22 protein-coding genes and 2 riboswitches are annotated in these 26,542 nt (G+C 47.1%); of the genes, 21 read left to right on the plus strand and 1 reads right to left on the minus strand.

Features of this window, described 5'->3' with window-relative positions:
* Positions 1-28: 28 nt before the first annotated feature.
* Positions 29-135, plus strand: a riboswitch (SAM riboswitch).
* Between the two features lie 115 nt (positions 136-250).
* The 21 genes from SD450_RS08155 to SD450_RS08255 all read left to right on the plus strand — a co-directional run bounded on the left by SD450_RS08155 (position 251) and on the right by SD450_RS08255 (position 24,996).
* A complete protein-coding gene (locus SD450_RS08155; protein ID WP_318344089.1) occupies positions 251-1,531 on the plus strand; it encodes an O-acetylhomoserine aminocarboxypropyltransferase/cysteine synthase family protein in 1,281 nt (426 codons plus the stop codon).
* Positions 1,532-1,567: 36 nt separating this feature from the next.
* The gene (gene thrA / locus SD450_RS08160) at positions 1,568-4,954 is read left to right on the plus strand and encodes a bifunctional aspartate kinase/homoserine dehydrogenase I (protein ID WP_318344090.1); all 3,387 of its coding nucleotides are present in this window, start codon (positions 1,568-1,570) and stop codon (positions 4,952-4,954) included.
* A gap of 171 nt (positions 4,955-5,125) precedes the next feature.
* Entirely contained in the window at positions 5,126-5,428 is a 303-nt protein-coding gene (locus tag SD450_RS08165) for a GIY-YIG nuclease family protein (RefSeq protein ID WP_318344091.1), read from the plus strand.
* A 40-nt stretch (positions 5,429-5,468) separates the two neighbouring features.
* The gene (locus SD450_RS08170; protein WP_318344092.1) at positions 5,469-6,632 is read left to right on the plus strand and encodes a trans-sulfuration enzyme family protein; all 1,164 of its coding nucleotides are present in this window, start codon (positions 5,469-5,471) and stop codon (positions 6,630-6,632) included.
* Between the two features lie 54 nt (positions 6,633-6,686).
* A complete protein-coding gene (locus SD450_RS08175; RefSeq protein ID WP_318344093.1) occupies positions 6,687-7,094 on the plus strand; it encodes an RrF2 family transcriptional regulator in 408 nt (135 codons plus the stop codon).
* 175 nt (positions 7,095-7,269) lie between these two features.
* The gene (locus SD450_RS08180) at positions 7,270-7,533 is read left to right on the plus strand and encodes a DUF2061 domain-containing protein (RefSeq protein ID WP_318344094.1); all 264 of its coding nucleotides are present in this window, start codon (positions 7,270-7,272) and stop codon (positions 7,531-7,533) included.
* Between the two features lie 11 nt (positions 7,534-7,544).
* The gene (locus SD450_RS08185; RefSeq protein ID WP_151889783.1) at positions 7,545-8,168 is read left to right on the plus strand and encodes a phosphoadenosine phosphosulfate reductase domain-containing protein; all 624 of its coding nucleotides are present in this window, start codon (positions 7,545-7,547) and stop codon (positions 8,166-8,168) included.
* Positions 8,150-9,145 carry a sulfate adenylyltransferase subunit CysD gene (cysD, locus tag SD450_RS08190; RefSeq protein ID WP_404828234.1) on the plus strand — a complete coding sequence of 332 codons (996 nt, stop codon included), beginning with the start codon at positions 8,150-8,152 and terminating at the stop codon, positions 9,143-9,145. Before SD450_RS08185 ends, cysD begins: the two co-directional genes overlap by 19 nt.
* Before the next feature lie 10 nt (positions 9,146-9,155).
* The gene (locus SD450_RS08195; RefSeq protein ID WP_318344096.1) at positions 9,156-10,403 is read left to right on the plus strand and encodes a sulfate adenylyltransferase subunit 1; all 1,248 of its coding nucleotides are present in this window, start codon (positions 9,156-9,158) and stop codon (positions 10,401-10,403) included.
* A 74-nt stretch (positions 10,404-10,477) separates the two neighbouring features.
* Positions 10,478-12,568, plus strand: a complete 2,091-nt coding sequence (locus tag SD450_RS08200; RefSeq protein ID WP_318344097.1) for a HEPN domain-containing protein — start codon at positions 10,478-10,480, stop codon at positions 12,566-12,568.
* Positions 12,561-13,337: a uroporphyrinogen-III C-methyltransferase gene (gene cobA, locus SD450_RS08205; protein WP_318344165.1), complete on the plus strand. Its 777-nt coding sequence runs from the start codon at positions 12,561-12,563 to the stop codon at positions 13,335-13,337. Before SD450_RS08200 ends, cobA begins: the two co-directional genes overlap by 8 nt.
* A gap of 71 nt (positions 13,338-13,408) precedes the next feature.
* Complete coding sequence (locus SD450_RS08210) at positions 13,409-14,470, plus strand: NAD(P)/FAD-dependent oxidoreductase (protein WP_318344098.1); 1,062 nt, start codon at positions 13,409-13,411, stop codon at positions 14,468-14,470.
* Between the two features lie 90 nt (positions 14,471-14,560).
* Positions 14,561-15,478 carry a helix-turn-helix domain-containing protein gene (locus SD450_RS08215; RefSeq protein WP_318344099.1) on the plus strand — a complete coding sequence of 306 codons (918 nt, stop codon included), beginning with the start codon at positions 14,561-14,563 and terminating at the stop codon, positions 15,476-15,478.
* Positions 15,479-15,564: 86 nt separating this feature from the next.
* A complete protein-coding gene (locus tag SD450_RS08220) occupies positions 15,565-16,326 on the plus strand; it encodes an SDR family NAD(P)-dependent oxidoreductase (protein ID WP_318344100.1) in 762 nt (253 codons plus the stop codon).
* Positions 16,327-16,468: 142 nt separating this feature from the next.
* Positions 16,469-16,580, plus strand: a riboswitch (SAM riboswitch).
* Positions 16,581-16,683: 103 nt separating this feature from the next.
* Positions 16,684-17,697 carry a homocysteine S-methyltransferase family protein gene (locus SD450_RS08225; protein ID WP_318344101.1) on the plus strand — a complete coding sequence of 338 codons (1,014 nt, stop codon included), beginning with the start codon at positions 16,684-16,686 and terminating at the stop codon, positions 17,695-17,697.
* Positions 17,681-18,151, plus strand: coding sequence for a hypothetical protein (locus SD450_RS08230; RefSeq protein ID WP_318344102.1), 471 nt, complete (start codon positions 17,681-17,683; stop codon positions 18,149-18,151). The genes SD450_RS08225 and SD450_RS08230 overlap by 17 nt, the downstream gene beginning before the upstream one ends.
* Before the next feature lie 9 nt (positions 18,152-18,160).
* A complete protein-coding gene (gene metH, locus SD450_RS08235) occupies positions 18,161-20,905 on the plus strand; it encodes a methionine synthase (RefSeq protein ID WP_318344103.1) in 2,745 nt (914 codons plus the stop codon).
* 5 nt (positions 20,906-20,910) lie between these two features.
* Positions 20,911-21,864 (plus strand): methylenetetrahydrofolate reductase [NAD(P)H], encoded by a 954-nt coding sequence (gene metF / locus SD450_RS08240; RefSeq protein ID WP_318344104.1) that lies wholly within the window; start codon positions 20,911-20,913, stop codon positions 21,862-21,864.
* Positions 21,865-21,883: 19 nt separating this feature from the next.
* The gene (locus SD450_RS08245; protein WP_318344105.1) at positions 21,884-22,984 is read left to right on the plus strand and encodes an acyloxyacyl hydrolase; all 1,101 of its coding nucleotides are present in this window, start codon (positions 21,884-21,886) and stop codon (positions 22,982-22,984) included.
* Between the two features lie 35 nt (positions 22,985-23,019).
* Positions 23,020-23,829: a head GIN domain-containing protein gene (locus SD450_RS08250; RefSeq protein ID WP_318344106.1), complete on the plus strand. Its 810-nt coding sequence runs from the start codon at positions 23,020-23,022 to the stop codon at positions 23,827-23,829.
* Positions 23,830-23,901: 72 nt separating this feature from the next.
* Positions 23,902-24,996 (plus strand): serine hydrolase domain-containing protein, encoded by a 1,095-nt coding sequence (locus tag SD450_RS08255; RefSeq protein WP_404828235.1) that lies wholly within the window; start codon positions 23,902-23,904, stop codon positions 24,994-24,996.
* On the opposite strand, the gene SD450_RS08260 is transcribed toward SD450_RS08255, so the two are convergent.
* Positions 24,993-26,444, minus strand: coding sequence for a pyridoxal phosphate-dependent decarboxylase family protein (locus SD450_RS08260; RefSeq protein ID WP_318344108.1), 1,452 nt, complete (start codon positions 26,442-26,444; stop codon positions 24,993-24,995). The two genes, SD450_RS08255 and SD450_RS08260, sit on opposite strands and share 4 nt — an antisense overlap.
* Between the last annotated feature and the right edge of the window lie 98 nt (positions 26,445-26,542).

A 26,542-nucleotide genomic window follows, 5' to 3' on the forward strand; every position in this document is an offset into this window, starting at 1 on the left:
GCCCAACGAAGTTCAAACACGTATTGATTAGTTATCAAGAAAGGTGGAGGGAATAGACCCTTTGAAGCCTTAGCAACCCTTGACTCACGATGTCAAGAAGGTGCTACATTCTATCCCGATGGGAATAGATAACGACAATCGACTTTTCGATTTCACTTTCTTATAACTTTTTGATTTTTCCATGCTGTACGTACCATGGGAGTTTGACTTTTTATTTTATCGATTTTATAATTTTTAAAAAACAAAAGTCATGAGTGATCAAAAATTTTCAACCAATGCATTGCATGCCGGCCATGATGTGGCCGCCAATGGAGGAACACAGGCTGTGCCGATTTACCAGACCACATCCTATGTGTTCAGGGATTCGGACCATGCTGCCAATCTTTTCTCCCTGAGTGAGCCGGGGTATATTTACACTAGGCTCAACAACCCAACCAACGATATCTTGGAACAGCGGTTGGCCACACTGGAAGGAGGGATAGCCTCTGTGGTGACTTCCTCGGGAACGGCTGCCATCAACACCGCTTTGTTGGTTTTGTTGAAGGCTGGGGACCATATCGTATCGTCCAATAGCCTGTATGGCGGAACCTATAACCTGTTCAATGTGACCTTGCCGCGTCTGGGCATCACGACCACTTTTGTGGACCCTTCGGACCCTGCCAATTTTGGAAAAGCGGTCCAGGGCAACACTAAGGCCTTCTTTGTGGAATCCTTGGGAAATCCTAAGTTGGACGTACTGGACCTGAAAGCCATTTCCAAGGAAGCCAAGGCAGCCAAGGTGCCGTTCATTGTGGACAATACAGTGGCCTCACCTGCACTGTTGAACCCCATTGCACACGGCGCCAATATTGTGGTGCATTCCTTGACAAAGTACATCAACGGGAACGGGACCACCATGGGAGGGGTGATCATTGATGCCGGAACATTTGACTGGGCCAATGGAAAATTCCCTGAATTTACAGAACCTTCGCAAGGCTACCATGGATTGGTCTATCACGAAGCCTTGGGCCCTGCGGCGTTCATTGCTAAAGTGCGGATCGAGGGATTGCGTGACCATGGGGCCTGTTTAAGCCCATACAATGCATTCCAGATTATCCAAGGTTTGGAAACTTTGGAGATACGTATGAAAAAGCACAGTGAAAACGCCTTGGCCTTGGCCAAGTGGTTGGAAAGTAGGGACGAGGTCACTTGGGTGAACTATCCCGGGCTGGAATCCAGTAAATACAAGGCCCTCTCCGATCAGTATTTGCCAAAAGGTCAAAGTGGTATTGTTACCTTTGGGGTGAAGGGCGGATTTGAATCGGCCAAGAAAATAGCGGATGAAACCAAGATTTTCTCTCTTTTGGCCAATATTGGGGACACCAAATCGCTAATTATCCATCCGGCAAGTACCACGCACCAACAATTGGATGATGCACAACAGGAATCAACAGGTGTGACCAAGGATTTGATCCGTCTGTCCGTTGGTTTGGAAGATCTATCCGACCTGAAAGCTGATTTGGAAAGTGCATTTGCAGGTATAGGAAAATAATTGTTTTACACGAAGAATAAACCACAGTATACATACATGTTACAGTATTTGAAAATCGATCAATTTTCTACCCAGAGCGGCAAAATCCAGGACCTGCAATTGTCCTATCAATTGTTCGGGCAGCCCCTGCACTCGGCCCCGGTGGTGATGGTGAACCATGCCCTTACGGGAAATTCCGATGTTGCCGGGGAAAATGGCTGGTGGTCCGATCTGATCGGGGAAGGAAAATGCATCAATACCGAAAAATACACCATTTTGGCCTTCAACATTCCGGGCAATGGGTATGATGGTTTTGTCATCGAAAATTATAAGGACTTTGTGGCGGGCGATATTGCCCGATTGTTTCTTTTGGGACTGGAACAATTGAAGATTGAAAAACTGTACGCCATCATAGGAGGTTCTTTGGGCGGTGGCATCGCTTGGGAAATGGCGGCTTTCAACCCCAACATTACAGAACATTTGGTTCCTGTGGCATCTGATTGGAAATCAACGGATTGGTTGATAGCCAATTGCCAGATACAAGAACAGTTTTTGGTAAATTCCAAACAGCCGGTACACGATGCCCGTATGCATGCCATGCTTTGCTACCGCACGCCCGAATCCTTCAAGGAAAGGTTCAAAAGGAGCACGAACGAAGAGCTTCAGGTGTTCAATGTGGAGAGCTGGTTGATGCACCACGGGAAAAAACTGCAGGAGCGTTTCCAGTTGTCCGCCTACAAGTTGATGAACCAATTGCTGAAGACCATCGACATCACCCGTAACGGGGATGAGGCCTTCAAGACACTGCAGGAAAGCGAAATGAAGATCCATATCATCGGGGTCAATTCCGATCTGTTCTTTACGGCAGAGGAAAACAGGGAGACTTTTAAACGCTTGGCGCAGGCCAACACCAATGTCACCTATGGTGAAGTACAGTCGCTCCACGGCCACGATGCGTTTTTGATGGAATTTGAACAATTGGAAAAGCTTTTGGAGACCGTTTTTCAGAAAAATGGAAAGACGGAGCGCATCAAAGTGTTGAAGTTTGGCGGGAAATCCTTGGCCAACGGCGAAGGTATCGAAAGAGTGCTGAAGGTGATTGCCAAAAGGGCGGAGAACAAAGAGCACTTTGCCGTGGTGGTATCGGCCCGTGGCAAGGCCACCGATGAGCTGGAAGCCTTGTTGGACAAAGCGGCAAAAGGGAAGGATTTTCAACAGGATCTTGACCATTTCGCGGCCTATCAAAAAAATGATTTTGCAGGGGTAGATATCGAAGAAGAACTAAAGACCATCCAAAAAATACTCAATGGGGTTTCCCTGACCGGGGATTATAGCCTTAAGACCAAGGATGAGGTGTTGTCCTACGGTGAGCTGATCTCTGCCAAGGTAGTGACCACCTTGCTGAATGCCCAAGGGCTGAAGGCACAACTGCTGGACTCCCGAAAATTGATCAAGACCGACGACACCTTTAGCAATGCAGAGGTGGACCAACGGACCTCCAAGGAAAATGTGCTGCGCTATTTCCACAAATTGGATGCGGACACCATAGCGGTGGTCACAGGGTTTATTGGGTCGAACGGGGATGGGTCTACCACCACGCTGGGCAGGAACGGGAGCAACTACTCCGCAGCTTTGCTGGCCAACTTTTTGGATGCCGGGGAACTGGTCAACTACACCCATGTGGATGGTATCTTTACGGCCAATCCCGATTTGGTGAAGGATGCCCGTTTGATCGATGTGATCTCCTATGAGGAAGCCAACGAGCTGGCCAATTTCGGGGCTAATATCCTGCATGCGAAGACCATCATACCCCTTATCGAAAAAAATATTCCGCTGCGGATTTGCAATACGTTCAACGATGAAAACGAAGGGACGCTCATTGGTCCGAAGACCGAAAATGGGGGCATCAAATCTCTGTCGGTACTCGATCATATGGCCCTCATCAACCTGGAGGGTAGGGGATTGCTGGGCAAAGTGGGTGTGGATATGCGTATTTTCCGTGCGTTGGGCCAAAATGGCATCAGCGTGGGCATCATTTCGCAAGGATCCTCCGAAAGGGGTATTGGCCTTGTTGTGGATGCATCCAAAGCGGAAAAGGCCAAAAAAGTACTGGACCAGGAATTTGAGACCGATTATTCCTCGCAGGACATCAACCAGATCACCGTGGTGAAGGATGTTTCGGTCATCTCCATTGTGGGGATGGACCTGAGCAGTTTCCACAGACCTTTCAATGCCTTGGCCAAAAACCAAGTGATTCCCTTGTTGTTCAATAATACGGTGACGGGAAAGAACGTGAGTTTGGTCGTGAAAAAATCAGACCTTCACAAGGCCGTCAATGTGGTGCACGGACAGATTTTTGGCATCGCAAAGCGAATCAACCTGGCCATTTTTGGGCATGGGAATGTCGGGGGCACCTTGATCGATCAGATATTGGATTCGGAAAAGAGCATCGAGTCCAGAAAGGGAATTGGTCTTCGCGTGTTTGCCGTGGCCAATTCCAGAAAGGTATTGTTGGATGCTTCGGGAATTGGCCCCGATTGGAAAGAACGGTTGGAAAAGGAGGGTAAGCCCTACCAGGTGGAGGATATTGCTGCCTTTGCCAAGCAACACCATCTGGAAAACCTCATTGCGGTGGACAATACGGCCAGCAGTGCTTTCGTGGAGCACTACGAACCGTTCATCAGAAAAGGATTTGACCTGGTCTCTTCCAACAAGATTGCCAACACCTTGAGTTTTGAGAAATACAAGTCCATTCGAAAATCCTTGGACCAAAACCAGAAGCAATATTTGTATGAGACCAATGTGGGTGCAGGTCTCCCATTGATCGATACCATTCGACTGTTGCACCTTTCGGGGGAGAACATTACCCGGATCAAAGGGGTATTCTCTGGGTCGTTGAGCTATATTTTCAATACCTTTTCGGAAAAGGAGGCCTCGTTTTCGGCCATTGTGAAGGAGGCCATGAAAAGTGGGTACACGGAACCCGATCCGAGGGAAGACCTTTCCGGAAACGATGTGGGAAGGAAACTATTGATTTTGGCCCGGGAGTTGGATCTTCAGAATGAATTTTCCGATATTGAAGTGCAGAACCTGATTCCAAAGGAATTGCAGACCTTGGATTTTGATGGGTTCATTGATCGGATCGGAGAAATGGACAAGGTGTACGAGGAAGTGAAAAATAAGCAGGAAGCAGGCCATGTTCTCAGGTATGTTGGGGATTTGCATGGCGACCTTCAACAGGACAAAGGGATTTTGGAGGTGAAATTGGTTTCCGTGCCCAAACAAAGTGCATTGGGGCAGGTAAAGGGTTCCGATTCCATTATTGAGATCTATACGGAGTCCTATGGTGAAAACCCATTGGTGATCCAAGGTGCCGGAGCAGGCGCCGCGGTCACGGCCAGAGGTGTTTTTGGGGATATTTTGAGAATAGCTGAGAAAATATAGCTTCGACTGCGCTCAGCTACCTTGTTTAGTATATTTGGATGGCTGAGCGTAGTCGAAATTTATAAAGAATATGATTGGAACGGTGGCTGAGCGTAGTCGAAATTTATAAAGAATATGATTGGAACGGTGGCTGAGCGTAGTCGAAGCCACAAACAAAGGATGAAAGGTTACATGTACATACTTCAATGTTCGGATGGAAGCTATTATACCGGAAGTACGATAGATTTGGACAACCGTATCAGCGAGCATCAAGATGGTAGGGGAGCGAACCATACCAAGAAAAGGCTGCCAGTGGAGTTGATGTATGTTGAAGAATACCTGAACATTGCATCGGCTTTTGAGCGGGAAAAACAAATTCAGGGTTGGTCGAGGGCAAAGAAGGAAGCACTCATCCAAGGAGAATTTCAAACCCTGCCCTATTTGGCCGAGTGCAAGAACCATACAAATTATAGATATTTTAAAGAGGTTAAATGAAGTGGCTTCGACTACGCTCAGCCACCCAAAAAAGAATAGAATGAAAAAGAAATTCGAGACAGAAGCGATACGGACACAAATGGAGCGTAGCCAGAATTTGGAACATTCCAGTCCAATTTATATGACCTCCAGTTTTGTGTTCGAGGATGCGGAGGACATGCGCGCTTCCTTTGCAGAGGAAAAGGATAGGAACATTTATTCCAGATATTCCAACCCCAATTCCTCGGAGTTTATAGACAAGGTGTGCAAAATGGAGGGTGCGGAGAACGGTTTTGCCTTTGCCTCTGGCATGGCTGCCGTGTACTCCACCTTGGCCGCTTTGTTGAATGCAGGTGACCATGTGGTCTCGTCCAAGAGTATTTTTGGTTCCACACACACGCTCTTCACCCAGTTTTTTCCCAAATGGAACATCACCACCAGTTATTTTGATGCCACCGATCTGTCGACCATCGAAGGGTTGATCCAACCCAATACCAAGATCATATATGCGGAATCGCCCACGAACCCGGGAGTGGATGTGCTGGATTTGGAAGTGTTGGGAAACATAGCCAAAAAGCATGGACTTATTTTTATTATCGATAACTGTTTTGCGACGCCTTACCTGCAACAGCCCATTAAGTTCGGAGCTGATCTGGTAATCCATTCAGGGACCAAGTTGATGGATGGTCAGGGCAGGGTTTTGGCCGGTATCACTGTAGGAAACAATGAGTTGATGGACAAAGTGTATCGGTTTTCACGAATTACTGGTCCGGCACTTTCGCCATTCAATGCATGGATACTCTCCAGAAGTGTGGAAACCTTGGCCATTCGGGTGGACAGGCATTGTTCAAATGCGTTGGAATTGGCCACTTTTTTGGAAAACCATCCAAAAATTGAATGGGTAAAGTATCCCTTTCTGAAATCGCATCCCCAACATGAGATTGCCAAAAAACAGATGAAAGCTGGCGGTTGCGTAGTGGCTTTTGAAGTAAAAGGAGGGTTAGATGCAGGTAGAAAATTCTTCGATAGTATTGAATTGCTGTCCCTTTCCGCCAATTTGGGCGATTCACGAAGCATCGTTACCCACCCGGCATCCACTACGCATAGCAAATTATCTAAGGAAGAACGTGAGGCAGTGGGGATTACAGATGGCATGGTACGGGTATCCGTTGGGTTGGAACACATAGACGATATCATTGCAGATATAGAACAAGCGTTGGAATAGGGCATTCCAGGATTATTTTAAAAGGCGATGGTTAATTTTCGCTATATTCGTGCGATGCTCTCCAAGAAGACAAAATACGGTTTAAAGGCGCTTACCTATCTCGCAAGGGCAAAAGGGAAAGAGCCCGTCCAGATTGCCGAGATTGCCAAACATGAGAATATTTCCCAGAAATTTTTGGAAAGTATCCTGCTCACCTTGAGAAGGAACGGGTTTTTGGGATCCAAAAAAGGAAAGGGCGGAGGCTACTATCTCATCAAAGACCCGGAGGACATCCCAATGACCACCGTGATGCGTGTATTGGAAGGACCCATTGCCATGGTGCCCTGCGTCAGCCTCAATTTCTACGAAAAATGCGAGGATTGTCCGGATGAGGCCACTTGTTCCGTACACAAACTCATGCTCCAGATCCGTGACAGTGCCCTGGATGTCTATAGGAACAATACCTTGGCGGACATCCTCTAGATTCTATTCTTTTTTAAAAGATAGGATGAGAAAATTCTAAAAATCCACTTCGATTTTCGATAATCTACTAAAACCATAGGATAAAAGTAAATTTAAGAAGGCTTTTGCATGTGGTTTTGAAATTTAATTCTATTTTTGAATTTCCTAGTAAATCGATAGGAAAATAATAATACTGATGATCACAGACCAACTGGTAATAAAGAATAGCAAAGAAGAGGCCTCCTATACCAAGGATTTGAGGTCCGAAAGCCCCAAAAGGAGCATAGCAAAATCCATTAGCTGGAGGATTGTGGGTACCATCGATACCATTATCATCTCTTGGATCGTGACAGGGACCTTGACGTTGGCCTTCTCCATTGGTATGGTAGAATTGGTCACCAAAATGGTGCTTTATTTTTTTCACGAAAGGATTTGGAACTCCATCAAATGGGGTAAATAAATAGAATGGATATGGCATTGACACAAGACGAAATACAGAATCTGAACCGCCAGTTCAAGGGCATCCCACCAGAAGAAATCATTTCTTGGGCCATCAAACATGGCAAGAAATCGGTGGTGACCACCAATTTCCGACCCTACGAAGTGGCCATTCTACATGCCGTCACCGAAGTGGACAGGAATACTCCGGTCATTTGGTGCGATACAGGCTACAACACGCCACAGACTTACAAACATGCTGAAGAATTGATTGCCCGTTTGGGGCTGAACATTAAATTGTATGTGCCCAAACAGACCAGCTCACACCGTGATGCTGTCATGGGAATACCACAAATCGATGACCCCCGTCACCAAGAATTTACCGAACAGGTCAAATTGGAACCTTTCCGAAGGGCCATGGACGAACACAAACCAGATGTTTGGTTCACCAACCTTAGAAAAGGACAGACCGCCCTTAGGGATTCTTTGGATGTGTTGAGCATGAGCAAGGACGGTGTGCTGAAGGTAAGCCCTTTCTATCATTGGAGCGATGTGCAATTGGACGCCTATCTGAAAGAACACGGTCTGCCCAACGAACACAAATATTTTGATCCCACAAAAGTATTGGCCAACCGCGAATGTGGTTTGCATACCTAATTCCCCAACGCTTAAAAACAAACAGAGCTTTGAGTACACTCGCAGAAGAAATCAAGAAACCGAAAACCATTAACAGTGCCGACAGGCCCAGTGCGAATGCGTTGGAGCATGAGGCCATATATATTATACGAGAAGTGGCCGCACAGTTTGAAAAACCTGTGCTGTTGTTTTCTGGAGGAAAGGATTCCATCACATTGGTCCGTTTGGCCCAAAAGGCATTCTGGCCCGCAAAGATTCCCTTTCCATTGATGCACATTGATACTGGTCACAACTTCCCGGAAACCATTGAGTTCAGGGATAAATTGGTAGAAGAATTGGGTGTGGAACTTATTGTGCGCAACGTGCAGGATTCCATCGACCAAGGAAAAGTGGTGGAAGAAACTGGAAAATATGCCAGTAGGAATATGTTGCAGACCACAACTTTGTTGGATGCCATCGAAGAGTTCAAGTTCGATGCCTGTATCGGTGGAGCCAGGCGTGATGAAGAAAAGGCCAGGGCCAAAGAACGGATATTTTCCGTTCGTGACGATTTTGGCCAATGGGATGAAAAGAACCAACGCCCGGAATTGTTCGATATGTTGAACGGACAAATTGAAATGGGCCAGAACGTGCGGGTATTCCCAATCAGCAACTGGACCGAATTGGACGTTTGGAGCTATATCCAAAAAGAGAATATTGAAATTCCATCCATTTACTTCGCCCACAAAAGAAATACCTTCTTGCGTGACGGACTGATCTGGTCTGCCGAGGATGGTGTGGTTTTCAGGGCAGAGGATGAAAAAGTGGAAGAAAGAATCGTGCGTTTCCGTACCGTAGGGGACATGAGCTGCACCGCAGCCGTGGAATCCCATGCGGACACCATTGATAAAGTGGTTTCGGAGATCAGGGATTCAAAAATATCGGAAAGAGGGGCCCGTATCGATGACAAACGTTCCGAGGCGGCCATGGAAAAACGCAAACAACAGGGTTACTTTTAAGAAGACGAAGATGGAAGTATTGAAAATAGCAACAGCAGGTAGTGTGGATGACGGGAAAAGTACCTTGATCGGAAGATTGTTGTACGACACCAAATCCTTGACCGACGATAAATTGGAGGCCATCGAGCGTACCAGTAAACAAAAGGGGTACGACTACCTCGATTTTTCATTGGCGACCGATGGTTTGGTGGCAGAAAGGGAGCAGGGCATCACCATCGATGTGGCCCACATCTATTTCTCCACGGCAACCAAAAGCTACATCATTGCCGACACCCCTGGGCACGTGGAATATACCCGTAACATGGTTACTGGTGCGTCCACCTCACAGGCGGCCATCATTTTGATCGATGCCCGAAAAGGAGTCATCGAGCAGACTAACAGGCACTTTTTCATCAATAACCTGTTGCGCATCAAAGATGTGATCGTGGCCATCAATAAAATGGACCTCGTGGGCTTTTCCGAGGATGCTTTCAATGATATCAAGGCCGATTTTGAGGAATTGATGGGCAAAAGGGATTATCAAGATCAGAAAATTACCTTCATTCCGGTGAGCGCCCTAAAGGGCGACAACGTGGTGAACCGTTCCCAAAACATGGATTGGTACAAAGGCCAGACCTTGTTGGAGCATCTGGAAGAATTGGACCTTCAGGATATCTATAATGTGGGTACACCCCGTTTTCCGGTACAATATGTCATCAGACCAAAGACCGAGGAATTCCATGATTTCCGTGGATTTGCAGGAAAAGTGTACGGTGGCGAGTTGAGCGTGGGTGACGAAGTGGTGGTTTTGCCATCCATGACCCGATCCAAAATCAAGGCCATTTATTTTTACGATACGGAATACCAAACCGCTCCACGTCGTTCCTCGGTGACCATTACCTTGGAAGATGAGGTAAATGTGAGCCGTGGCGATATGTTGGTGAAAGTAGGGGACCTTCCCATCGTGGACAAACAATTGACGGCAACCGTTTCTTGGATGGATTCCAACCAATTGACCGTTGGTGGCAAATATGTGTTGCAACATGGTGTCAACAAGGCTTTGGCCAAAGTGGATGCCATCGACCACAAGATCCATCCAGATTATTCAGGGATTGAGGAAAATGTGTCCTCGCTCAATATGAACGATATCGCCAAAGTGCGCCTGAAATTGAACAAGCCCATTTTTTATGACAGGTTCAAGGAGCACCGTACCAATGGGTCCTTCATTCTCATCGATAGCAGGACCAATCATACAGCAGGAGTAGGCTTCATAGAATAACATTTTCGTGAATTGCGAAAAAGTAGGAGTGATTTTTATCAATAACCTATAAAAGAGATAGGAAAAATAGGATAATGAAAAGTTTTAGAACAGAAATAGAGAATCCGGTAGTAGAAAAGGACATCATCGAATTGGAGAAAAAAATTCGCCAGTTCAAGGATGGCAACATCGATGAGGAGAAATTCCGAAGCCTTCGTTTGGCGCGTGGGGTCTATGGCCAGCGTCAACCTGGGGTACAGATGGTCCGAATCAAACTTCCGTATGGTAAGGTCACTTCGAACCAACTGCTTCGGATCTGTGATGTTTCCGATGAATATTCCCGTGGTCGACTGCACATCACCACACGTCAGGATATCCAAATCCACTATGTGGATCTCGAACGTACCCCTGAGTTGTGGGCCGAATTGGAAAAAGATGAGGTGACCATCCGAGAAGCATGCGGGAATACCGTTCGGAACGTTACGGCCAGCGAAACAGCGGGTATCGATGTGGATGAGCCATTCGATGTATCGCCCTATGCACAAGCTTTGTTCGAATACTTTTTACGAAACCCCATCGGTCAGGAAATGGGACGAAAGTTCAAGGTTTCCTTTTCTTCAAGTGATGCCGATACCGGATTGTCCTACATGCACGATTTGGGTTTTATCGCCAAAATTGAAAATGGGGTAAGAGGGTTCAAAGTGATGTTGGCCGGAGGCTTGGGTTCACAACCTCGCCACGCCGATGAACTGTACAGCTTTTTACCCACAGATAAGATCATACCCCTCATGGAAGGCGTGGTTCGCGTGTTTGATCGTTACGGGGAACGCAAGAGTAGGGCCAAGGCGCGGATGAAATTTTTGTTGAAGGATATTGGGTTGGATGGCTTCAAACAATTGTTGGAAGAAGAGCAGACCGCCATTCCTATTCAATCCTATCCCATTGATTTTGAAAGTTATCCAAAGGTACAAGTAGCCGAGGTGGAAACGCCCACGGTTGAAATTGAGGATACAAAAGCATTTGAACAATGGAAATCCACCAATTTGGTGCCCCAAAAACAAGAAGGCTATGTGGCCATCGGGATAAAGGTGCTGTTGGGTGATTTTTATACCGATAAGGCAAGGGAACTGGCCCGTTTGGTCCAGAACTATGCGGCAGGTGAGATTCGTCTCTCCCTTCGTCAAAATATATTGATACCCTTCGTGAAGAAGGAATTGGTTCCTTTCTTCTACCAAGAACTTGAAAAATTGGGATTTGCCGAAGCAGGCTACAACAAGGCTTTGGATATCACCGCATGTCCTGGGACCGACACCTGTAATTTGGGTATCGCCAGCAGTACTGGTATCGCCGATGAGTTGGAGCGCGTGATCAAGGCTGAATACCCACAATACATCAATAATGCCGATGTGGTGATCAAGATCAGTGGCTGTATGAATGCCTGCGGACAACACAACATGGCCCACATCGGGTTTCAGGGAATGTCCATCCGCACCAAGGATAAATTGGTAGCACCGGCCCTTCAAGTATTGTTGGGTGGTGGCAACTTGGGCAACGGAAACGGAAAGTTTGCGGACAAAGTGGCCAAAATCCCAAGTAAAAGAGGGCCAGAGGCACTTCGATTGATATTGGATGATTTTGAGGCCAATGGAAACGGGGCCAACTTCACCGAGTATTATGAAGAAAAAGGCCAGCATTATTTCTACGATTTCTTGAAACCATTGACAGAAGTTGACAACCTGACCCAAGAAGATTTCATCGATTGGGGCAACGAGGAAAAATACGTTCAGGAAATTGGTGTCGGGGAATGTGCCGGAGTGATTGTGGACTTGGTGGCGACCCTGTTCTTTGAGAGCCAAGAGAAGATAGAAAATGCCGAAGAAGCTTTGAAACAAGGAAAATGGGCGGCGAGTATTTACTATTCCTATCAGTCCATGGTGAACTCAGCCAAGGCATTGTTGACCGCAGAAAAACAGAAAGTGAACACCCATGCCAGCATCATCAAGGATTTTGATGAACACTATGTGGCCACAGGAAAAATAGCACTGGAGGGAACTTTTGAAAACCTCGCCCTGCAACTTAACAAAAACGAGCCTTCCGAAGCTTTTGCAAAAAGCTATGTGGAAGATGCGAAAACCGTATTGGAACGATTGGAAGCCTACAGAAAATTGGAGTTGGAACATGCGTAACGGAAAATTGACAGTGGTAGGGGCCGGCCCCGGGGATGTGGATTTGATCACCCTAAAGGGTGTGAAGGCATTGCAAACTGCAGATGTGGTATTGTACGATGCCCTGGTGTCCGAGGAATTATTGGATTATGCTCCCCAAGCCGAAAAAATCTTTGTGGGCAAGCGCAAAGGGTGCTATACCTACCAACAGGAACAGATCAACGAGCTGATCGTGCAACGAGCCCATCAAGGACATCATGTGGTCCGATTAAAAGGAGGCGACCCGTTTGTGTTTGGCCGTGGGGCCGAAGAAATGGAATATGCCGCTGGATTGGGCCTTGAAGTGACCGTGGTTCCTGGGATTTCATCCTCGGTGTCGGTTCCGGCATCCCAAAACATCCCAGTGACCAAAAGAGGTGCGGCCGAGAGTTTTTGGGTGATTACAGGTACCACTAAAGAGCATAAACTATCTAACGATGTGGCCTTGGCCGCCAAGTCGAGCGCAACGGTCATCATCCTGATGGGAATGTCAAAGTTGGGGGAGATCATGGAGCTCTTCAAGCAAGAAGGAAAAGAAAAAACTCCGGTGGCCATCATCCAAAATGGCACTACGGAGCATGAAAAAATTGGAATTGGCACTGTTGCTTCCATTGAGGACAAGGCAAGGGAGCAGCAGTTGTCCAACCCAGCGATCATCATCATCGGAGAGGTGGTGAACCATCGCCAAAGAATATTGGATATTCAAAATGAATATCAGAACAAGGGAAAAGAATTGCTAGTTAAAGTTTAAAAATTGTCAAGTTAATCTGGGGGTGCCTGAGCGAAGCCGAAGGGACTTTACAGAATTTTAAAAGTAGAATTATGATCAAAACAGACATCATTATAATTGGAGCGGGACCCACTGGATTGTTCACCGTTTTTGAGGCAGGCTTGTTGAAACTCAAGTGCCATTTGATAGATGCCTTGGCCCAACCCGGAGGGCAATGTGCCGAGATCTATCCCAAAAAACCGATTTATGACATTCCGGCCTTTCCCGAAATCTTGGCCGGGGATTTGGTGAGCAACCTGATGGAACAGATCAGGCCTTTTGAGCCAGGTTTCACTTTGGGCGAACGTGCCGAAACCTTGGATAAGCAAGATGACGGTTCTTTTATCGTCACCACCAACAAAGGTACCCAACACCAAGCGCCAGTTGTGGTCATCGCCGGTGGATTGGGGTCTTTTGAGCCCAGAAAACCATTGATTGCCAATATTGGAATTTTTGAGAGCAAAGGCGTGGAGTATATGGTGAAGGATCCTGAGCAGTTCCGTGACAAGAAAGTGGTCATTTCCGGTGGAGGTGATTCTGCTTTGGATTGGGCCATTTTCTTGGCCGATGTGGCTTCCGAAGTTTCGTTGGTACACCGCAGGAACGAGTTCCGTGGAGCATTGGATTCTGTGGAAAAAGCAAGGGAACTGGCCAAATTGGGCAAAATCCAACTCTACACCGAAGCCGAAGTTCAGGAAATCCACGGAAAGGATGAGCTTCAGGCCGTAGTGATCAAGTACAATGATGAGGCCAAGGAAGATGCCTATGTGGAGACAGATTTCTTTATCCCATTGTTCGGATTGTCCCCAAAATTGGGACCCATCGGTAATTGGGGCTTGGAAATTGAAAAGAACGCCATCAAGGTGAACAATGCCAAGGACTACCAGACCAACATTCCAGGTGTATTTGCCATTGGCGACGTGAATACCTATCCAGGTAAACTTAAATTGATTCTGTCCGGTTTCCACGAAGCAGCTGTAATGTGCCAGTTTGCTTATCAGATCATCAATCCCGACAAGCGTTTTGTGATGAAATATACTACCGTTGGTGGTGTGGAAGGATTCGATGGTTCCAAAAAAGAAGCCAAGAAAGAAGTGGTGCAGAGCATCAACTAAAACTAATTATATTGGCAGTGTAAACACCTTCCAAAAGCAATTTTTGGAGGGTGTTTTTGTTTTTGCACTATATTTGAATTTTACAATTCCATGGAAGAGCTGTTCACTTTACGGGATTTTTATGGAAAAATGCGATTGCCCATCCCGGACACCATTGGGAAGGACATTGGGCATTTCAATGTGTTCAAGATCGATGAATACCGTACCAAGCTCAATGAAGGGGAAATGCGGTATGATCGGCGTTCCTATTTCAAGATCAGTTTGATCAACGGAAAGAACCGCGCTGAATATGCCGATAAGGTCATCGACATTGCCGACAAGGCCCTTTTGTTTGCCTCTCCCCGCATTCCGTACCACTACGTGCCACAGGATGAAAACCAATCAGGCTATTTCTGTGTGTTCACTGAGAACTTTTTATCCAAAGATAAAAGCGGGATCATTTTGGAAAAACTGCCCCTTTTTCAACCCGGTGGTTTACCCATCTTCACTATTTCCGAGGAGGATTATGTCGAATTGGAACAACTTTTTCAAAAGATAGAAAGGGAGCTGTCCTCGGAATATCCCTTTAAATTTGATCTGATCCGTGCCTATGTCGTGGAGTTGCTGCACATGGGACAAAAGCTGCAACCTGTCCAACCTGTGGACAATGGAAAAAATGCGGCGACCCGGATCACAGACCTTTTTGTGGAACTGTTGGAACGTCAGTTTCCCATCAACACCCCGGCCCAACGGTTGGTGTTGAAAACGGCGAACGATTTTGCGGAGCGATTGGCCGTACATGCCAACCATCTGAACAAAGTGCTCAAAGAGACTACCGGAAGTACCACAACGGCCATTATCCATGCCCGCATTTTTGAGGAGGCCAAAATCTTGCTCAACAACACGGATTGGAACATTTCCGAAATCGCGTTCAGTTTGGGGTTTGAGGAAGTGGCCCACTTTTCCAATTTCTTCAAAAAGTTTTCCCACACTTCCCCATTGAAATATCGCGGCCGTATTGCCATTTGATTTTTGCAAAAAATGGATTGATGCTCGCAATCCGTTTGGGCACCTCGTTTCGGAACTTTGTACCCGAATCAAAAATCAAATCAAAAATGGCAAAAAGTAAAATAGCACTGGTGACCGGGGGCAGTAGAGGCCTCGGCGAGGACATGGCCATCAACTTGGCCAAAAAAGGATTGGACGTGGTATTGACCTACCGAAGCAATAAGGAAGAGGGCGATAATACGGTCAAGGAAATCGAGAGCTTGGGACAAAAAGCCTATGCACTGCAATTGGATGTGGCCGATATCGGAAGTTTTGATGCTTTTGTGGATCAGGTCAAAAAAGTGGTCAGTACCCATTTCGGGGCAGACCATATCGATTTTCTGATCAACAATGCAGGAATCGGAATCAATGCCCCGATCACGGAAACCACAGAAGAGCAGTTCGACACCTTGGTGGACATCCATTTCAAAGGAGCATTTTTCCTCACCCAAAAATTGTTGCCCCTCATGGCGGATGGTGGCGGAATTGTGAACATTTCCAGTGGATTGGCCAGATTTTCCTTTCCAGGATATTCAGTTTATGGTTCCCTGAAAGCGGCCATGGAAGCACTTACCCGTTATCAAGCGAAGGAATTGGGAGCACGAAAAATACGGTCGAACGTGGTGGCTCCCGGGGCCATCGAGACCGATTTTGGAGGAGGCACCAACAAAAATGACGAGGACAAAAGAGCGGCGATTGCCAATTTTACTGCTCTGGGCCGAGTGGGTATCCCCAGCGATATTGGGGGCGTAGTGGCCTTTTTGTGTACGGACGATGCCAAGTGGGTCAACGCACAGCGCATAGAAGTTTCAGGTGGAATGATGATTTAAAACCTGAAAAGGTATGGGTTTAAAACGGGTTGGGCAATCAACCCGTTTTTTTATGCCCGCTATTCTAAAAATTCAAGGGCTTTTTTTGCTTTTCACTACCGAGTACCGTTTCTTTGCGGTTCAGTTCATTAATAAATTGAAAGTGTTATCAAGAAAGGTGGAGGGATTGGACCCTGCGAAGCCTTAGCAACCCTCGACTTCGAGAAGGTGCTACATTCTACCCTTGTCCTGAACCGTGATCGGGAAGGTACGGCGCATGATCCTGCCAATGGGGAAGGATAACGTAAAGAATACTTCGCAGTATTTTCCAACCATTTCTTGATTTCGACATATCCTTTTTTGAAGGGAAATTGTATTATGGAAAAAATTGAAGACATTTTAAAGAAACGGATTTTGGTACTGGACGGGGCCATGGGCACCATGTTGCAGCGCTATAAATTCAAGGAAGCCGATTTTAGGGGGGAGCGTTTCAAGGATTGGACAACCGACCTGCAGGGCAACAATGACCTCTTGTCACTGACCCAGCCTCAGGCCATTGCCGATGTGCATAGGGCCTATCTGGAAGCTGGTGCGGATATTTTGGAGACCAATACCTTTTCCGGCACCACCATCGCCATGGCCGATTATGGTATGGAAGAACTGGTGTATGAACTGAATTATGAATCGGCGAGGATTGCAAAGCAAGTGGCCAAGGAATTCACCCAAAAAGACCCCAGCAAACCCCGATTTGTGGCAGGGAGCATCGGACCCACCAATAAAACGGCCAGCATGTCGCCAGATGTGAACGACCCAGGGTTCCGGGCCATCTCCTTTGATGAACTCCGCACGGCCTACAAACAACAAGTAGAGGCGCTTTTGGATGGTGGGGCCGATATTTTATTGGTGGAGACCATTTTTGATACCCTGAATGCCAAAGCGGCCCTTTTTGCCATTGAAGAAGTAAAGGACGAACGGAACATTCAAGTGCCTGTCATGGTCAGTGGTACCATCACCGATGCTTCCGGAAGGACCTTGTCCGGGCAGACGGCGGAAGCCTTTTTGATCTCAATTTCACACATTCCGATTTTGTCCGTTGGGTTCAATTGTGCCCTCGGTGCCAAACAATTGGTGCCCCATTTGGAGGTGATTTCGGCCAAATCGGGATTTGCCACTTCGGCCCACCCCAATGCAGGACTGCCCAACGCCTTTGGCGAATATGACGAAACCCCGGAGCAGATGGCCGCCCAGATCAAGGAATATGTGGAAAAGGGGCTGGTGAACATTGTGGGCGGATGTTGTGGTACCACACCGGAACACATCAAGGCCATTGCCGATCTTGTCAAAGAATACACACCCAGAAAATTGGAAACCACCCATGAAAAAACCATTTAGTATATCCGCACTGATCATTGCCATGGTCATTTTTATTTCCTGTGGGGATAAAGAAAAGCCCAAAGAAAAGGAAACCGCAATCGTTGAGACCAAAAATGAAATAGTGGGCAGTTGGCTTTTGGTCTATGGCGAAACCAGGACAGCGGATACCGTAGAAGTGAAAGACTTGTCCAATAGTGAATTCATAAAAATATTGAACGAGGACCATTTTGCCTTTTTCAACCAAAAGAAAGATACCGCCGAAGGGTTTTACGGAGGTGCTGGCACATATACCCTCAAGGGAAATGTGTACACCGAAAAGTTGGACTACATCGGCGTGAAGGAATTGAGGGGACATGAGTTTACCTTTGATCTGGAGATCAAGGGGGACACACTGATCCAATCAGGTGTGGAGGACGTGCCCGAGGCCGGCATCAAAAGGCATATTGTGGAAAAATACATAAGAATCAAGTAAAACCAAGGCATGGCTGAAACTAGAGCTTTGAAACTATCGGGTCTGGAACCCTTGGTGATCACTCCCGAGAGCAATTTCATCAATGTAGGGGAGCGTACCAATGTGGCCGGCTCCAAACGTTTTTTAAGGCTGATCAAGGAAGAGAAATTCGATGAGGCGCTCGATGTGGCACGAGATCAAGTGGAAGGAGGCGCCCAGATCATCGATGTGAACATGGATGACGGACTGATCGATGGAAAAGAGGCTATGGTCAAGTTTTTGAACTTGATCGTTTCGGAACCCGATATCGCCCGTGTGCCCATCATGATCGATAGCTCCAAATGGGAGATCATCGAGGCCGGGTTGCAAGTGGTACAGGGTAAATGCGTGGTGAACTCCATCAGCCTGAAAGAAGGCAAAGAGGAGTTTGTGCACCATGCAAAGCTCATCAAGCGATACGGTGCCGCAGTGATTGTCATGGCCTTTGATGAAGTGGGCCAGGCCGATAACCTGGAACGCCGTATCGAGATTGCCAAACGGTCCTATGAAATTCTGGTCCACGAAGTGAAATTTGCCCCAGAGGACATCATCTTCGACCTGAATATTTTTCCGGTCGCCACGGGAATGGAAGAGCATAGGCGCAACGCCCTTGATTTCATCGAGGCGACTCGTTGGGTAAAGGAGAATCTCCCCCATTGCAGTGTCAGTGGTGGGGTCAGCAATGTTTCCTTTTCCTTTCGAGGGAACGACCCGGTTCGGGAGGCCATCAATTCGGCATTTTTGTACCATGCCATAAAAGCAGGAATGAACATGGGTATCGTGAACCCCACGATGTTGGAGGTGTATGACGATATCCCCAAGGATTTGTTGGAACATGTGGAAGATGTGCTGCTCGACAGAAGGGACGATGCCACGGAGCGATTGCTGGAATTTGCAGAGACCGTTGTTGGAAAGGAAAAGGAAAGCAAGGTGGATCTGTCGTGGAGGCAAGAGCCGCTCCAAGATCGGATTACCCGTGCCTTGGTCAAGGGAATCGATCAATATATCGTCGAGGATGTGGAAGAGGCCCGTCAGCAGGCAGCCAAGCCTTTGGAAGTGATCGAAGGCAACCTGATGACCGGAATGAATGTCGTCGGTGACCTTTTCGGCAACGGAAAAATGTTCTTGCCCCAAGTGGTGAAATCGGCAAGGGTCATGAAAAAGGCCGTAGCCTATTTGACACCTTTCATTGAGGCATCCAAAGACCAGAACGCCAAGGCCGCCGGTAAAATTTTGATGGCCACGGTGAAGGGAGATGTGCACGATATCGGAAAAAACATAGTGAGTGTGGTGCTTGCCTGCAACAATTACCAGATTGTGGATCTTGGGGTAATGGTGCCACCGGAAAAGATCATCAACAAGGCCAAGGAGGAACAGGTGGACATCATCGGCCTGAGTGGTTTGATCACTCCTTCCTTGGATGAAATGGTGTTCTTGGCCAAGGAAATGGAACGTCAGAATTTCAATGTGCCCCTTCTGATCGGTGGTGCAACGACGAGCAAGGCGCATACGGCTGTCAAGATAGACCCCATGTACAGTCATTCCGTGGTGCACGTGAACGATGCATCCAGGGCCGTGACCGTGGTGGGCGACCTGCTGCAGGACGGGACTTCAGACCGATATAAAAAGGCCATCAAACTGGATTATGAGAGTTTTAGGGACAAATTTCTGAGCAGGTCCAGACAAAAGGAATATTTGACTTTGGAAGAGGCCCGAAACAACAAGCTCCGGATAACATGGAACCCATCGGACATCAAAGTGCCAGAACAATTGGGCATACAGATCATGGAGGATGTTGATTTGAAACTATTGGTGGATTTCATCGATTGGACCCCGTTTTTCAGAAGTTGGGATCTGCATGGAAAATATCCGGCCATCCTAAAGGATGATGTGGTGGGCAAACAGGCCACGGAACTTTTTAAAGATGCCCAAGAACTTTTGCAGAAGGTTTTGGATGAAAAGCTGCTCAAGGCAAAGGCCATTTTTGGGCTGTTTCCAGCCAATCAGATCGGTGACGATGATATTGAAGTGCATTTGTCACCTCGAGCGCAGTCGAGAGGTGGTGAGCAGAAGGAGTCTTCTTTGGATTTCTCGACTGCGCTCGAAATGACAGAAGAAGCTAAAACAGCTATTTTCAGGACACTTCGTCAACAACTGAAAAAACGGGAAGGGGTTCCCAACATCGCCCTGTCCGACTTCATCGCCCCGAAGGAAACCGGAATACAGGATTATATAGGCTGTTTCTGTGTCAGCGCAGGGTTTGGGACGCAGGAGTTGGCAACAGCATTTGAAAAAAAGCATGATGATTACAATTCCATCATGATCAAGGCCCTTGCAGACAGGTTGGCTGAAGCTCTGGCCGAATACCTTCACAAGGAGGTCAGGACCAAGTTTTGGGGCTATGCTTCCGCAGAAACTTTGGACAACAATGCCCTGATCGATGAAAAATACCAAGGTATCCGTCCGGCGCCGGGCTATCCCGCTTGTCCCGATCATTTGGAAAAGCTGACCATTTGGAAAATATTGGGCGTGGAAGAAAAGATAGGTGTAAAATTGACCGATAGTTTGGCGATGTGGCCCGCTGCCAGCGTGAGTGGCTATTATTTTGCGCACCCGGAGGCCAAATATTTTGGATTGGGAAAAATAGAACAGGACCAAGTCAAGGATTTCGCAGAACGAAAAAACATAAAACTGGAGGAAGCCCAAAAATGGCTGGCCCCCAACATAGTTGATTAAGACCGATGAAAATTACCGACCACATTAAAAGAGCGAACGGCGAAACGCTTTTTAGTTTTGAGATTGTACCGCCCGTAAAGGGAAAAAGCATCCAGGAGCTCTACAAAAATATAGACCCTTTGATGGAGTTCAAGCCTCCGTTCATTGATGTGACCACCTCCCGCGAAGAATACATCTACAAGGAAAAAGATGGGCTGTTGGACAAAAAACTGACCCGGACACGTCCCGGGACCTTGGGTATCTGTGCATCACTTAAGCATAAATACAATGTGGACACCGTGCCCCACGTGCTGTGCGGAGGGTTTACCAAAGAGGAGACCGAGTACCTTTTGGTGGACTGCCAATATTTGGAGATCGAAAACGTGATGGCACTTCGCGGCGACGCCCGTAAAGAGGAAAAATATTTTACCCCGACCCAGGGCGGACATCAATATGCCACCGAGTTGGTCAAACAGATCCAGGATATCAACGAAGGGAATTACCTGCATGACACCATTGAAGCGAGTGATCTGAGCAGTTTCTGTATTGGTGTGGCCGGTTATCCAGAAAAGCATATGGAAGCACCGTCCCTCCAGTCTGATCTCAAGCGATTGAAGGAAAAAGTGGATTTGGGAGCGGATTATGTGGTGACCCAGATGTTCTTCGATAACCAAAAATTCTTCGCGTTTGTGGAGGCAGCACGCGCCATGGGCATCAATGTGCCGATTATTCCGGGCATAAAACCGATTGCTGTAAAAAACCATTTGCAATTGTTGCCACAGGTATTTCGGGTGGACATTCCGCAAGATCTTATCGATGCCGTGGAAGCCTGCAAGACCAATCATGATGTGCGACAAGTCGGTGTGGAGTGGGCCATTCAGCAATCTCGTGAGTTGAGGGAATACGGCGTGCCCGTGTTGCACTACTATTCGATGGGAAAATCAGATAATGTGGAGGCCATTGCCAAGGAACTTTTTTAATTTCCTACTTTAGCCCTCCATGAGGTACCTACTCTATCCCGTATTTCTGCTGTGTCTTTGCATTGGATTTTCCCAAGACGGGGATGTTCCAAAAAAATATACGTTGGATATGAGCCAGTTCTATGGTTCCGTAGTCTTGCACAACACGGACATTTCCCACCTGATCACCAACCATCCCGGGGGTATCATTTTGGGATTCAACCGCAAACGTTTTGGACATGAGGATTGGGAGGCTGCCCTCGGATATCCCGATACCGGCTTTTCCTTTGTGTACCAGGATATGAACAATCCCACCCTTGGTGAACATTTTGGGTTGTATGCCCACTACAACTTTTACTTTTTAAAGAGAAACCTTCAGCTTCGGATTGGCCAGGGAGTGGCCTACAATACCAATCCGTATGACAAAAATGAAAATTTCAGGAACAATGCCTATGGAAGCCATCTATTGAGCTCCACCATGGTGATGTTCAACTATCACAAGGAAAATATTGTGTCGGGACTGGGGTTCAAAGCAGGAATTTCACTCATCCATTACTCCAATGCCAATTTCAAGGCCCCGAACACATCCACCAACACCATGGCCTTTAATTTTGGCCTGACCTACGATTTGGACCAGGATGCCACCATTGAATATATAGAACCGAAAGAAAAGGAAAAAATAAAGGAACCTATTCGCTATAATTTGGTGCTCCGTGGTGGGGCCAACGAGAGTGATGTGATCGATATGGGGAGATATGGCTTTGCCATTGTTTCCGCCTATGCCGATAAGCGTTTGGGGAATCGGAGTGCCATCCAGTTGGGGACCGATGTCTTCTTCTCCAATTTTCTGAAGGAATTGATCCGTTACCAGTCCACCTCTTTCCCAGAATTGAATGTGGCCCCCAATACCGATTACAAAAGGGTAGGGGTATTTTTGGGACACGAGCTTTTCGTAAACAAATTGAGTGTAGTGGCCCAGTTGGGATATTATGTGTACTATCCGTTTGATTTTGAAGGACGAATGTACAACCGGGTCGGGTTGAAACGGTATTTTGGGGACAAGGTGTTCGGAGCGGTCACCTTAAAATCGCATGGGGCCAAAGCAGAGGCCATAGAATTTGGAATTGGTGTAAGATTATAGAATTGAGATTTGAGATGTTAGAAATTAGAAATCAAATGATAATCAAAAATGCCACCGCGAGAAATGCCATCCTAAGCGCAGTCGAAGGAGCTTTCGCGAGGTGCTTTGTGTTCATTGCTTTTCTGATGCTGATTTCCTGCAACGGCGAAAATGTGCCTGATTGTTTTCAGAATGCAGGCGATATGGTCCGTGGACCCGTTGATGTTCCCGCCTTCACCACCATGACCGTTTTTGAGAACCTGAATGTGGTTCTGAAACAAGGAGATGAACAAAGGGTGGAAATTGAAACCGGGGAATACCTCCTGAACGATGTTTCCGCCTTGGTTGAAGATGGCCGTTTGATCTTGCGGAACGAAAACAGTTGCAATTATGTTCGGGAATATGGATTGACCACAGTGTATGTCACCTCACCGAATATCACCGAAATTCGGAGCAGCACGGGATTACCGATAACAAGTGATGGGGTTTTAGACTATCCAAGTATCTCCCTAATATCAGAAAGCTATACAAATCCAGAGACCGAGACCACCGATGGTTCCTTTGACCTGAACCTGAATGCTACATCGGTCAGGATTGTGGTCAATGGGATAGCATATTTCAAACTGCAGGGGACTACGGAAAATTTCGATGTCACTGTCGCCGCTGGCGATTCCAGGATTGAAGCGGAGGATTTGATCTCGGAAAATGTGGACGTAAACCATAGGGGTTCCAACGATGTTTTTGTGAACCCCCAGCAACGGTTGAGCGGGGTCATTCGTGGTACCGGGGATGTGATCAGCGTCAATCGCCCACCGGAAGTGGACGTGGAAGAACTGTTCAATGGCCGTTTGATCTTTCAAGAATAATTGTTCGGCCATAACGGGGCCAAAACTTCTGGAACTCCCAAGTTTTCTCAGTACTTTTCGGATAGCTAAAACATGGCATCTTTGGGCAGATTTTTTCCCTTTATCAAGCGTTTGTTCTCCTTTGCACCCAAAGTGAGGTCTTTGGAGGGCCTCCATGGTCTGGAAAAGGCAGATGCCCTTTTTCACAACCTTGTGGCTGAAAACAAAGTGCCCGGCTTGGCTGTTACCATATTGGAGAAAGGCCAAGTGCTGTTGCAAAAAGGATATGGCCGGGCTGATCTGGAACGAAAAATCCCTGTTGACCCCAAACAAACAGTCTTCAGGATAGCCAGTATCTCCAAGTGCATCACTGGATTGACCTTGGGAAAGATGATGGAAGAGGGGCTCGTGGAGTTGGACGGCTCATTTTATGGGTATGTCCCGTATTACCCAAAAAAGGACCATGATTTTACATTGCGCCAATTGGCAAGCCATACGGCCGGAATCAGGGGATACCGCGGCAAGGAATTCGCACTGAACAAATGTTTTTCCATCAAGGAAAGCATCGGTATTTTTCAACACGATCCCTTGGTCTTCGAACCGGGAAAAGGGTATCTCTACAATAGTTTTGACTTTGTGTTGTTGTCCTTGGCCATGCAAGAGGCCAGTGGAGTCCCGTTTCAAAAATATGTACGGGAAAAAGTGTTCATCCCTTTAGGGATGCGATGTACCTTTTCACCCCAAGATGCGGATGTCAGTTCGAGCGCAATCAGCGACATGGCACAATTCTATACCAAGCAATCATTGTGTTTCAAGAAATCGATGGAAGTGGACAACGCCTACAAATTGGCGGGTGGCGGATTTTTATCCACTAGTAACGATATTGCCCAAATGGGACAGGCTATTTTAGAGGGGAAGCTCCTCAAAAAAGGGACTTACGAACAAATCTTGACCTCACAAACGGTGAATGGCAAGCCTACGTACTATGGTCTGGGTTTTCAGGTGAGCCAAGATGCCAATGGGAGGGAGTTTTTGGGTCATGTGGGCAATAGTGTAGGGGCCTATACCAACTTTTTTGTCTATCCGAAGGAAGAAAAAGTGATTTCCATTTTGATCAATTGTACTGACCCAAAGGTGCAAGCGCAACTGGATATGGCCATTTCGTCCATTGTAGGGCAGGGGGGTTAGACCTTGCCCGCCATCAATTCCTCTTTCTCCAAAGCAAATTTTTTGCAAAGGTCAAGGGTCTCGGTCACATCCTCCAAAGAAGTCCTAGGGTTAATGAGGCACATACGGAGCACCACCTGTCCATGGAGCAGGGTCGTGACCAGCAAGGCCTTCCGGGAGTCCACCACATGTTTTGAAATGTACTGGTTGATCTCGTCCAGTTCTTTCTCCTTATAGTTTTGTTTGATGGGGTTGTACCTGAAATTGATTACGGCCAAGGTCGCCGGAAAGACCACTTCCCAACTTTTGCTGCCCCGCAACAGATTTTCCACCTCTTCGGAAAGGTCAATGTTGTAGGTGACGGCATCCCTGAATTCCTTCAGTCCAAAGGTTTTTAGGGACATATAGAACTTGAGTGCCCTGAACCTTCGGGTGAGTTGGATGCCATGGTCGTAAAAATTGATTTCCGAAGTGTTCCCTTCAATATCACGGAGATACTCCGGTTTTTCGGTAAAGGTATGGCTGAGGTTTTTGTGGTTCCGTACCAACAAACAGCCCATTTCATAGGGCTGATAGAACCATTTATGTGGATCAACGGTCAGTGAATCGGCCTTTTCAATGCCTTTCAACAGCTGTTTGCCCTTGACGGATAAAATGGCTGCGCCGCCATAAGCACCATCAACATGGAACCAAATATCTTCCTTTTTGCAGATTTTCGCCAGCTCGGACAGCGGGTCAACAGTGCCTGTGTTGGTGGTTCCAGCGGAAGCGATCAAGCAGAAAGGTTGCAGCCCTTCCAATCGATCTTTGGCAATACAGTTTTTGAGTTTGTTCAGCGCAAACTTGAATTCATTGTCGGTGGGGATGATCCGGATCTGTTCCTTTTTGAAGCCCAGCACACGAATGGCCTTGATGTTGGAAGAGTGGGCTTGATCGGACAGATAGATCACCGCTTTGGAAAAATCGTCCCCACATTTGATCCTTCGGGCCGTCACCACTGCCGTCAAGTTGGCCATGGAACCGCCACTGGTGAAAATCCCACCTCCCTTTTTTCCGGGAAAACCAAAGATTTTCAACAGCCATTGAATGGTCACGATTTCCAGTTCAGCAGCAGCTGGGGACGCCGACCATCCACCCGAAAAGATATTGTAGCCTGTGGCAAGCGCATCGGCCATGACGCTGACATAGTTGCTGGGGCCGGGTACAAACGAGAAAGATCTTGGGTGGGCCATATTGGCACTATTGGTCATCACTTTTTCCAACACAAAATCCAAAACCTTGGAGGCTTCCATGCCCGCCTCTGGGGCCTCTTCCAAAAAGAGATTATCCATTTCCTCCCGGGAGCCCCATGCCACGGGAAATTTTTGGTGTTGGGTATGGTGGTGCTCCACGATCGCATCCACGATCTGGTAGCCATACGTTTGCATCTCCTCTTTGGAAAGCTCCAATCTAGCGGTGTTCTTCTTCATGCGCCTTGTTTCAAGTTGGACTGCAAAAATACCATATTTGGAATGGCCGGAAACTGGAAAAGAAGAGAAATCTGTTTTTAGGTACAGTAATGCTACCT

The sequence above is a fragment of the Flagellimonas baculiformis genome (genome assembly GCF_033441575.1).
Taxonomy (GTDB): domain Bacteria; phylum Bacteroidota; class Bacteroidia; order Flavobacteriales; family Flavobacteriaceae; genus Flagellimonas; species Flagellimonas baculiformis.